Here is a 9,917-nt window from a genome sequence, read left to right on the forward strand (position 1 = left end):
GACGTGGCCCGGGACCAGGGGGTGCGGCTCGTGCGGTGCGTGCTGGTGGGCGAGGGCTCCGATGTGACGGCGGCGTCGGGAAGGGGGCCGTTCACGGCGGAGATCAGGGCGCGGGCGGGTCCTGCGGGGCCGGTTCCGTCGGCGGCTCCGCTTCCGCCGGCCCTCGACGGGGCTGCGCAGACGCCTTCAGGGGCCCGGGGGCCGGTGCCTCCTCAGGACCCGGCTGTTCCCGCGGACCACGGGGCAGGGCCGCGGGGAGTCCCTCCTGCGGAGCTCCCCGCAACAGCACGGTGAGCAGCCGTACCGCTCCCCTCTTGTGCAGGGGGTCGTTGCCGTTGCCGCACTTGGGGGACTGGATGCAGGACGGGCAGCCGGCGTCGCACTCGCAGGAGGCGATGGCCTGGCGGGTGGCGGTGAGCCAGGCGCGGGCGGTGTGGAAGGCGCGCTCCGCGAAGCCCGCACCGCCCGGATGGCCGTCGTAGACGAAGACGGTGGGAAGGAGCGTGTCGGGGTGCAGGGGGATGGAGACCCCGCCGATGTCCCAGCGGTCGCAGGTCGCGAAGAGGGGGAGGAGGCCGATCGAGGCGTGTTCGGCGGCGTGCAGGGCGCCGCCGAGGATCTCCGGGTCGATCCGGGCTTCGTCGAGCTGGTCCTCGGTGACCGTCCACCACACCGCGCGGGTGCGGAGCGTACGAGGAGGGAGGTCGAGTTTCGTCTCGCCCAGCACCTCACCGGTGATGAGGCGTCTGCGGAGGAAGGAGACGACCTGGTTGGTGACCTCGACGGAGCCGTAGCACAACCTGCCGTCGCCCCAGGGGACTTCGACGTCCGTTTCCAGGACGGAGATCGCCGTGGTGTCGCGGGCGACCGTCGACCAGGACGGGTTCGCCTCCTCGACCAGGGCGACCGAGTCCTCCAGGTCCAGGGAGCGGACGAGATAGGTGCGGCCCTGGTGGAGATGGACCGCGCCCTCGTGGACGGCGGTGTGGGCGGAGCCCGCGTCGACCGTGCCGAGGAGGCGGCCCGTGCCCGACTCGACGATCTGGACGGGTCGGCCGCCCTCCCCGCGGATGTCGGCCAGGTCGGCGGCCGACTCCCGGCGGGTCCAGTGCCAGGCCCTGGTGCGGCGGCGCAGCAGCCTCGCCGACTCCAGCTGCGGCAGCAGGTCCGCGCAGGAGGGCCCGAACAGCTCCAGGTCCTCGTCGACCAGGGGCAGTTCCGCCGCGGCCGCGCACAGGTGCGGGGCGAGGACGTACGGGTTGTCGGGGTCGAGAACGGTGGATTCCACCGGCTGGTCGAAGAGGGCCTCGGGGTGGTGGACGAGGAAGGTGTCCAGCGGGTCGTCGCGGGCCACCAGGACCGCCAGGGCGCCCTGGCCCGCTCGTCCGGCCCGGCCGGCCTGCTGCCACAGGGACGCGCGCGTGCCGGGGTAGCCGGAGATCAGCACGGCGTCCAGTCCCGAGACGTCGATGCCGAGTTCGAGGGCCGTGGTGGCTGCCAGGCCCAGCAGTTCACCCGAGTGGAGGGCCTGTTCCAGGGCGCGGCGCTCCTCCGGGAGATAGCCGCCCCGGTACGCCGCCACGCGGCGGGCCAGGGAGCGGTCGACCTCGGCCAGGCGCTCCTGGGCGATCACGGAGATCAGCTCGGCGCCGCGCCGGGAGCGCACGAAGGCCACCGAGCGCACGCCCTGCACGGCGAGGTCGGTGAGGAGGTCGGCCGTCTCCGCGGTGGCCGTGCGGCGCACCGGGGCGCCCTTCTCGCCCTGCATCTCGGTGAGCGGGGGCTCCCAGAGGGCAAACACCAGTTCGCCGCGCGGGGAGGCGTCGTCGGCAACCTCGACCACCGGGAGGCCGGTCAGGCGGCGGGCGGCGACCGACGGCTCGGCGGCGGTCGCGGAGGCCAGCAGGAAGACGGGGGAGGTGCCGTAGCGGGCGCAGAGGCGGCGCAGCCGGCGCAGCACCTGGGCGACGTGGGAGCCGAACACGCCCCGGTAGGTGTGGCACTCGTCGATGACGACGTACTTGAGCGCCTTCAGGAAGGAGGACCAGCGGGGGTGGGACGGGAGTATCCCGCGGTGCAGCATGTCCGGGTTGGTCAGTACATAGTTGGCGTACTGGCGGATCCACTCGCGTTCCTCGAACGGCGTGTCGCCGTCGTAGACCGCGGGGCGCACGGAATTGCCCAGCGGTTGTGAAAGTTCCTTCACCGAGCGGCACTGGTCCGCCGCCAGGGCCTTCGTCGGCGACAGGTAGAGCGTGGTGGCGCCGCGGCCGTTCGGGGCCTCGGAACCGTCCAGAAGGGTGGACAGGACCGGCACGAGATAGGCCAGGGACTTGCCGGAGGCGGTTCCGGTGGCGACGACGACCGACTCGCCGTCCAGGGCGTGCTCGGCCGCACGTGCCTGGTGGGCCCAGGGGTGCTCGATGCCGCAGGCCTGGACGGCCGCGATGACCTCCGAGCGGATCCGGTCGGGCCAGACGGCATGCCGACCCGCACGTGGGGGCAAGTGCTCCGTATGAGTGATGCGCGCAGACCGGCTCGGCCCGGCGGCGAGCCGGTCCAGGACCGTGCTCGGCGCGGGGCGGGGACCGGCGTCCGTCGGCGGTCGATCGGATCGGAGATTCTTGGCCATCGGCATCGAGTGTGTCACTGGCGTGACGGACAATGGGACCAAGGCGTCGTGCACGCCTGCCGGTAAGTGATTGAATGCCATCGCGGCTGGCGAACCGTCCCGGGGGCTCTGCCGAGGTGTCCCGAGGGGCGACCGCTCGATAGCAAGGTGCTGGAGGATCCGTGGACCTGTCCCTGTCGACCGAGACCGTCGGCGATCGCACGATCGTCAGGGTCGGTGGCGAAATCGACGTATATACCGCGCCCAAGCTGCGCGAGCAGCTGGTCGAGCTGGTGAACGACGGCAGTTTCCACCTTGTCGTCGACATGGAGGGCGTGGACTTCCTCGACTCCACCGGTCTCGGCGTGCTGGTCGGCGGCCTGAAGCGTGTGCGTGCCCATGAGGGCTCGCTGCGCCTGGTCTGCAACCAGGAGCGCATTCTCAAGATCTTCCGTATCACCGGCCTCACCAAGGTGTTCCCGATCCACACCTCGGTCGAGGAAGCGGTGGCGGCGACCGACTGACCCGTTCCCGGGCCCGTGCCCGGAGCGGCAGAAGGACGTCGACAGAAGCAATGGAGGGGGGCCGGGCTTTCGGCGGCCCGGTTCCCCTACAGCACGCCCGTAGTTCCGAGGGGGACGCATGGCCACCGTTGAACTCCGCTTCAGCGCGCTGCCCGAGCACGTCAGGACCGCCCGACTCGTGGCGGCAGCGGTGGCGCGCAGGGCCGGAGTGGACGAGGCCGTCCTCGACGAGGTCAGGCTCGCCGTCGGCGAGGCCTGCACCCGCGCCGTCGGACTGCACCAGACCGGTGGCATCACCGCGCCGGTCCAGGTGCTGCTGATCGAGGAGGAGAAGCAGTTCTCCATCGAGGTCGGCGACGAGGCACCGCGTTCGACCCCGGGTGACCGGGCGTCGGGCGCCTCGGGCGAGGAGCCCGACGTCGAGACCGAGGAGGACGAGATGGGCCTCGCGGTCATCAGCGGCCTCGTCGACGACGTCGAGGTCACCGCAGGGGAGCACGGCGGACAGATCCGTATGACCTGGCCGACCACACCGCCGGCCGCGGCGCTCCCCTGACCCACACCCCGTTTTCCTGCACCGAAGGGCCCTACACGTTAGGGCCCTTCGGCATGTCACGGGGCTCTTTCTGTGCCTACAGTGGTCTGTGCGTCCATTTCGTGAAGCAATTCACGATCTAGCGAATGGACCACAATGCCTCAGAGGCATTACTGCTTTCGGGTTCCGTAAAGGCTAATTCCGTTTACCGCGCCCTGTTTTGATCACGGCGTGGTACCTACAATCCGTCCACATCTTGAGCTCAGCCCAAGCGTCAAGGAGGACGAATGGCGGGGCTTTCTACCCCTGATCAGTTGGACCAGCCCACAACAACCCTCGCGGCCGCGGTGCTCACCGACGACAACCGGGTGCTGATCGCGGTCATCGCGGTCGTCGCCCTCGCGGCGCTCGTGGTGGCAGGCGTCCTGGTGCGCCAGGTGCTCGCGGCCGGCGAGGGAACCGACAGCATGAAAAAGATCGCGGCCGCGGTCCAGGAAGGCGCGAACGCCTATCTGGCACGCCAGCTGCGCACGCTCGGCGTATTCGCCGTCGTCGTGTTCTTCCTGCTCATGCTGCTGCCCGCGGACGACTGGAATCAGCGCGCAGGCCGATCCGTGTTCTTCTTGATCGGCGCGGCGTTCTCGGCGGCCACCGGTTATATCGGCATGTGGCTCGCCGTGCGCAGCAATGTGCGTGTGGCCGCGGCGGCACGAGAGGCCACTCCGGCGGAAGGCGAGCCGGAAAAGGATCTCACCGCCGTCTCGCACAAGGCCATGAAGATCGCTTTCCGAACGGGCGGCGTGGTCGGCATGTTCACGGTGGGGCTCGGTCTGCTGGGCGCCTCCTGTGTGGTGCTGGTGTACGCGGCCGACGCGCCGAAGGTCCTGGAGGGCTTCGGTCTCGGCGCGGCGCTCATCGCGATGTTCATGAGGGTCGGCGGCGGCATCTTCACCAAGGCCGCCGACGTCGGCGCCGACCTGGTCGGCAAGGTCGAGCAGGGCATCCCGGAGGACGACCCGCGCAACGCCGCGACCATCGCCGACAACGTGGGCGACAACGTCGGCGACTGCGCGGGCATGGCGGCCGACCTCTTCGAGTCGTACGCCGTGACCCTGGTCGCCGCGCTGATCCTCGGCAAGGCGGCCTTCGGCGACTCCGGACTCGCCTTCCCGCTGCTCGTCCCGGCGATCGGCGTGATCACGGCGATGATCGGCATCTTCGCGGTGGCCCCGCGCCGCTCCGACCGCAGCGGCATGTCCGCGATCAACCGCGGGTTCTTCATCTCCGCGGTGATCTCGCTCGTGCTGGTCGCGGTGGCCGTCTTCGTCTACCTCCCGGGGAAGTACGCCGACCTCGACGGCGTCACCGACGCGGCGATCAGCGGCAAGGACGGCGACCCGCGGATCCTCGCGGTCGTCGCGGTGGCGATCGGCATCCTGCTCGCCGCCGTCATCCAGCAGCTGACCGGCTACTTCACCGAGACGACCCGCCGGCCCGTCCAGGACATCGGCAAGACCTCGCTCACGGGGCCCGCCACCGTCGTCCTCGCCGGCATCTCGATCGGTCTCGAGTCGGCCGTCTACACCGCCCTGCTGATCGGGCTCGGTGTCTACGGCGCCTTCCTGCTCGGCGGCACCTCGATCATGCTGGCGCTGTTCGCGGTGGCGCTGGCCGGCACCGGCCTGCTCACCACGGTCGGTGTGATCGTCGCCATGGACACCTTCGGGCCGGTCTCCGACAACGCGCAGGGCATCGCCGAGATGTCCGGCGACGTCGAGGGGGCGGGCGCGCAGGTGCTCACCAACCTGGACGCCGTCGGCAACACCACCAAGGCCATCACCAAGGGCATCGCCATCGCCACCGCGGTCCTCGCGGCGTCGGCGCTCTTCGGGTCGTACCGTGACGCGATCACGACCGGCGCGCAGGACGTCGGCGAGAAGCTCAGCGGGGCCGGTGCGCCGATGAGCCTGATGATGGACATCTCGCAGCCCAACAACCTCGTCGGCCTCATCGCCGGCGCGGCGGTCGTCTTCCTCTTCTCGGGGCTGGCGATCAACGCGGTGTCGCGGTCGGCGGGCTCCGTGGTCTACGAGGTGCGGCGGCAGTTCCGCGAGCATCCCGGGATCATGGACTACAGCGAGGAGCCGGAGTACGGCAAGGTCGTCGACATCTGCACCAGGGACGCCCTGCGCGAGCTCGCCACGCCCGGACTGCTCGCCGTGACGGCGCCCATCTTCATCGGGTTCACCCTCGGGGTCGGCGCCCTCGGCGCGTTCCTGGCGGGCGCGATCGGGGCGGGCACGCTCATGGCGGTCTTCCTGGCCAACTCCGGCGGTGCCTGGGACAACGCCAAGAAGCTCGTCGAGGACGGCCACCATGGCGGCAAGGGCAGCGAGGCCCATGCCGCGACGGTGATCGGCGACACCGTCGGCGACCCCTTCAAGGACACCGCGGGCCCCGCGATCAACCCGCTGCTGAAGGTGATGAACCTGGTGGCGCTGCTGATCGCACCGGCGGTGATCAAGTTCAGCTACGGCGACGACAAGAGCGTCGGGGTGCGGATCTTCATCGCCGTCCTCGCGTTCCTCGTGATCGCCGGCGCGGTCTACGTCTCCAAGCGGCGGGGCATCGCCGTGGGTGACGAAGACAACGAGGAGAAGGTGGCCAAGTCGGCGGACCCCGCGGTGGTTTCGTAGGTCCGGACACGAGGCCCAGCTCAAGGGGCGGGCGTGCGGTGCGCGTTGGTGCGCCGCACGCCCGCCTTCGGTGTGCGCGCCCCCAGCCGTGAGCCTTCTCTCGCATGCGGCACATGCGGACAAATAGTCCTATTAAGGTCGTTCGGCGTGTGGATGTGGTGCCGGTGGCGTGTAACGTCCGGTGGCCGAGAGGCCATGGAAGGGACCAATCCGGTGAACAAGAAGCTCGCGGCCGCACTGTCCGGCGGTGCGGTACTGGTACTGGCGCTGTCGGGATGCGGTGGCAGCGAGGACAACAAGGAACTCGACGCCTGGGCCAAGAAGGTCTGTGACCTGGTGCCGGCCCAGAACAAGAAGATCACGGCGGCCTACGACGCGATCACCAAGGCGGCCGAGGACACCGAGAGCACCCCGGCGGAGCTCCAGAAGGCCGACTCCCAGGCGTTCCAGGACCTGTCCGACGGCTACAAGGCGCGCGCCACGGTCATCCGCGACGCCGGGGCGCCTCCCGGTGCCGAGGACGGGGCGAAGAAGCTGCAGGAGGCCGTCAAGCAGCTCACGGCCCTCTCCGCGTCGTACGCCGACATGAAGACGCAGGTGGACAAGCTCGACACCAAGGACCAGGCGAAGTTCGCGACCGGTCTCAAGGACGTCTCCGCCGAGATGAAGAAGGTGGAGACGCAGCGCCAGACCGCGCTCGGCGCACTGAAGGACCTGGAGTCGGGCGACACCAAGACGGCGCTGTCCCAGCAGTCGGGCTGCAAGGCGGCCACGTCGCCGGAGGCGTCCGCGCCGGCGACGGACAGCTGAGCACCGCGGGCCGCGGAGGCCTGAGCGCCGCGAGCCGTGGGCGGGTGAGCGCCTCGCGGCCCGCACGGCTGTGCCCGTCGGGGCGTGTCGCGCGGCGGCCGCGGGCCACAATGGGGGCGTGAGTACCTCCAGTCTGCCCACGCTGCCCGCCGCCCCCGCTCCCGCTCCCGGCCGTCCCGATGTCACCGCGCGGCTGCGGGAGGCCCTGCTCGGGGCCTCCTTCACCGCCGACGGACTGCTGGAGCTGCTCGGCGCCCCCGCCTACGCGGCCCTCGCGCGCAGCGAGACCGTCCCCGCGCTCCGGGCGACCCGCGGGGACACCCCGCTGGAGGTGCTCGTACGCCTGTTCCTCCTCCAGCAGCCGGTGCCCCACGCGCGCGTGGCGGACGTGCTGCCCGTGGAGGCGTGCGTGGACAGCGGCTGGCTGGTGCGCACCGGTACGGACGAACTCGCCGCGACGGTGGACGTACGGCCCTACGGCGGCCCCGGCGGCGAGGACTGGTTCATCGTGTCGGACCTGGGCTGCGCCGTCGGCGGCGCGGGCGGCATCGGCAGCCGTGACGAAGGGGTCGTCCTCGGGGTCGGCGGCGCCTCCACGACCCTCGCCGGGATCACCGTGCGCACACCCGTCGGCTCCGCCCTCGACCTCGGCACCGGCTCCGGGATCCAGGCCCTGCACGCCGCACAGCACGCCACGCGCGTGACGGCGACCGACCTCAACCCGCGCGCGCTGCACATCACCGCGCTCACGCTGGCCCTGTCCGGCGCCCCGGCGGCCGATCTGCGGGAGGGCTCGCTGTTCGAGCCCGTCAAGCAGGGGGAGACGTACGACCTCATCGTGTCGAACCCGCCCTTCGTGATCTCGCCCGGTGCCCGGCTGACGTACCGCGACGGCGGGATGGGCGGGGACGATCTGTGCCGCTCGGTCGTTCAGGGGGCGGGAGGGCTGCTGAACGAGGGCGGGTTCGCGCAGTTCCTCGCCAACTGGCAGCACGTCGCGGGTGGGGAGTGGCAGGACAGGCTCAGGTCGTGGGTGCCGCGCGGGTGCGACGCGTGGATCGTGCAGCGCGAGGTCCAGGACGTCACGCAGTACGCCGAGCTGTGGCTCAGGGACGCCGGTGACCACCGGGGCGACCCGGCCGAGTACCAGGCGCTCTACGACGCCTGGCTGGACGAGTTCGAGGCGCGCAAGGTCAGGGCCGTGGGCTTCGGCTGGATCACCCTGCGCAGGACGGGCTCCGCCGAGCCCTCGATCACCGTGGAGGAGTGGCCCCACCCGGTCGAGCAGCCGCTCGGGGACACCGTCCGGGCGCACTTCGAGCGCCTGGACTACCTGCGGGCCCACGACGACGCGGCCCTGCTGGAGGCCCACTTCAAGCTCGTGCCCGAGATCGTCCAGGAGCAGGTCGGGCTGCCCGGCGCGGAGGACCCCGAGCACGTGGTGCTGCGCCAGCACCGCGGGATGCGCCGGGCCACCAAGGTGGACACCGTCGGCGCGGGCTTCGCCGGCGTGTGCGACGGCTCGCTGAGCGCGGGCCGCATCCTCGACGCGATCGCCCAGCTCATGGGCGAGGACCCGGTCCTGCTGCGTGACCGTACGCCCGCGCAGATCCGGATGCTGGTGGAGCAGGGGTTCCTGGAACCCGCGTGACGAGCGGCTGCCTGGGTTGACGTTTCCGTGCCACCCGGAGGCGCTGCCCAGGGAGTGGCTGCTGAGGCGTGCCCGTGCTCCTGAGACCCCTGTGTCCGCTCTGACGGGATTGCCCCGGAAAAGGGCTGCTGTCAGTGGCAGGTGCGAAGCTACCTTCGAGAGACAGAGCTGACGCGTTCTCGGGGGAGGCGCGCTGTCTCTGACCCGGTGCTCGGGTCTCGGGGGGAGGCGTGATGGCGGGGGATACGCCGGATCGGGGCGAAGGCAGGACGATCAACGGCCGGTACCGGCTGCTGCGGTCGCTCGGCGCGGGCGGCATGGGCCGCGTCTGGCTGGCGTGCGACGAGGAGCTGGCCTGCGAGGTCGCGCTGAAGGAGATCGCGCTCCCGGACGCGCCCCTGGACGAGGGCGAGACGGCCCAGCGCATCGCCCGGGCCCGCAGCGAGGCCCGGCACGCGGCCCGGCTGCGCGGCCACCCGCATGTGGCGACGGTGCACGACGTGGTGGTCCACGAGGGCCTGCCGTGGATCGTCATGGAGTACGTGCCGGACGCGGTCGACCTCCAGGCGGTCGTACGGCGTTCCGGGCCGCTGTCGCCCGCGCAGGCGGCCCGCGTCGGGCTCGCGGTGCTCGACGCCCTCACCGCGGGGCATCGCGTCGGCATCCTCCACAGGGATGTGAAACCGGCCAACATCCTTCTGGCGCCGGACGCCTCGGGCGACCCCTACGCACGCGTGCTGCTCACCGACTACGGCATCGCCCTCAGGCCCGAGTCCCGCGAGCCCCGGCTCACCGCGACGGCCGGCATCCTGGGCACCCCGGGCTATCTCGCGCCGGAGCGCGCCCGGGGCGAACCGCCGACCCCGGCCGCCGACCTGTTCTCCCTGGGCGCCACGCTGTACGCCGCCGTCGAGAGCCGCGGCCCCTTCGACCGCCACGGCGAGTACGCCACGCTGACGGCCCTGCTGGACGAGGACCCCACCCCGCCCGTCCGGGCCGGCGAACTGACGCCGGTGCTGCTGGGGTTGCTGGTCAAGGACCCCGTGCGCAGGTTCTCCCCGGAGGCGGTGAAGCGAGGGCTGGAGCGGGT

The 9,917-nt window shown here is 71.4% G+C and carries 7 protein-coding genes; 6 read left to right on the forward strand and 1 reads right to left on the reverse strand.

Annotated elements, in window-relative coordinates:
* Nucleotides 1-103: 103 nt before the first annotated feature.
* The gene (locus tag EHS43_RS27280; RefSeq protein ID WP_260470733.1) at nt 104-2,713 is read right to left on the reverse strand and encodes a DEAD/DEAH box helicase; all 2,610 of its coding nucleotides are present in this window, start codon (nt 2,711-2,713) and stop codon (nt 104-106) included.
* 80 nt (nt 2,714-2,793) lie between these two features.
* Between EHS43_RS27280 and bldG the strand changes: the two genes are divergently transcribed.
* From bldG to EHS43_RS27310, 6 genes are all read left to right on the forward strand, one after another.
* Entirely contained in the window at nt 2,794-3,135 is a 342-nt protein-coding gene (bldG, locus tag EHS43_RS27285) for an anti-sigma factor antagonist BldG (protein ID WP_006132569.1), read from the forward strand.
* Nucleotides 3,136-3,253: 118 nt separating this feature from the next.
* A complete protein-coding gene (locus EHS43_RS27290; RefSeq protein ID WP_125193406.1) occupies nt 3,254-3,691 on the forward strand; it encodes an ATP-binding protein in 438 nt (145 codons plus the stop codon).
* A gap of 266 nt (nt 3,692-3,957) precedes the next feature.
* Nucleotides 3,958-6,366 carry a sodium-translocating pyrophosphatase gene (locus tag EHS43_RS27295; RefSeq protein WP_125193407.1) on the forward strand — a complete coding sequence of 803 codons (2,409 nt, stop codon included), beginning with the start codon at nt 3,958-3,960 and terminating at the stop codon, nt 6,364-6,366.
* A gap of 195 nt (nt 6,367-6,561) precedes the next feature.
* Nucleotides 6,562-7,176, forward strand: a complete 615-nt coding sequence (locus EHS43_RS27300) for a small secreted protein (protein WP_125193408.1) — start codon at nt 6,562-6,564, stop codon at nt 7,174-7,176.
* Between the two features lie 118 nt (nt 7,177-7,294).
* Entirely contained in the window at nt 7,295-8,827 is a 1,533-nt protein-coding gene (locus EHS43_RS27305; RefSeq protein ID WP_185806432.1) for a class I SAM-dependent methyltransferase, read from the forward strand.
* A 233-nt stretch (nt 8,828-9,060) separates the two neighbouring features.
* On the forward strand, nt 9,061-9,917 hold an 857-nt coding region (locus EHS43_RS27310), incomplete at its 3' end, for a serine/threonine-protein kinase (protein WP_148104098.1).

Origin of the sequence: Streptomyces sp. RP5T, assembly GCF_003933965.1 — a bacterium.
In the GTDB taxonomy this organism is placed as follows: Bacteria; Actinomycetota; Actinomycetes; order Streptomycetales; family Streptomycetaceae; genus Streptomyces.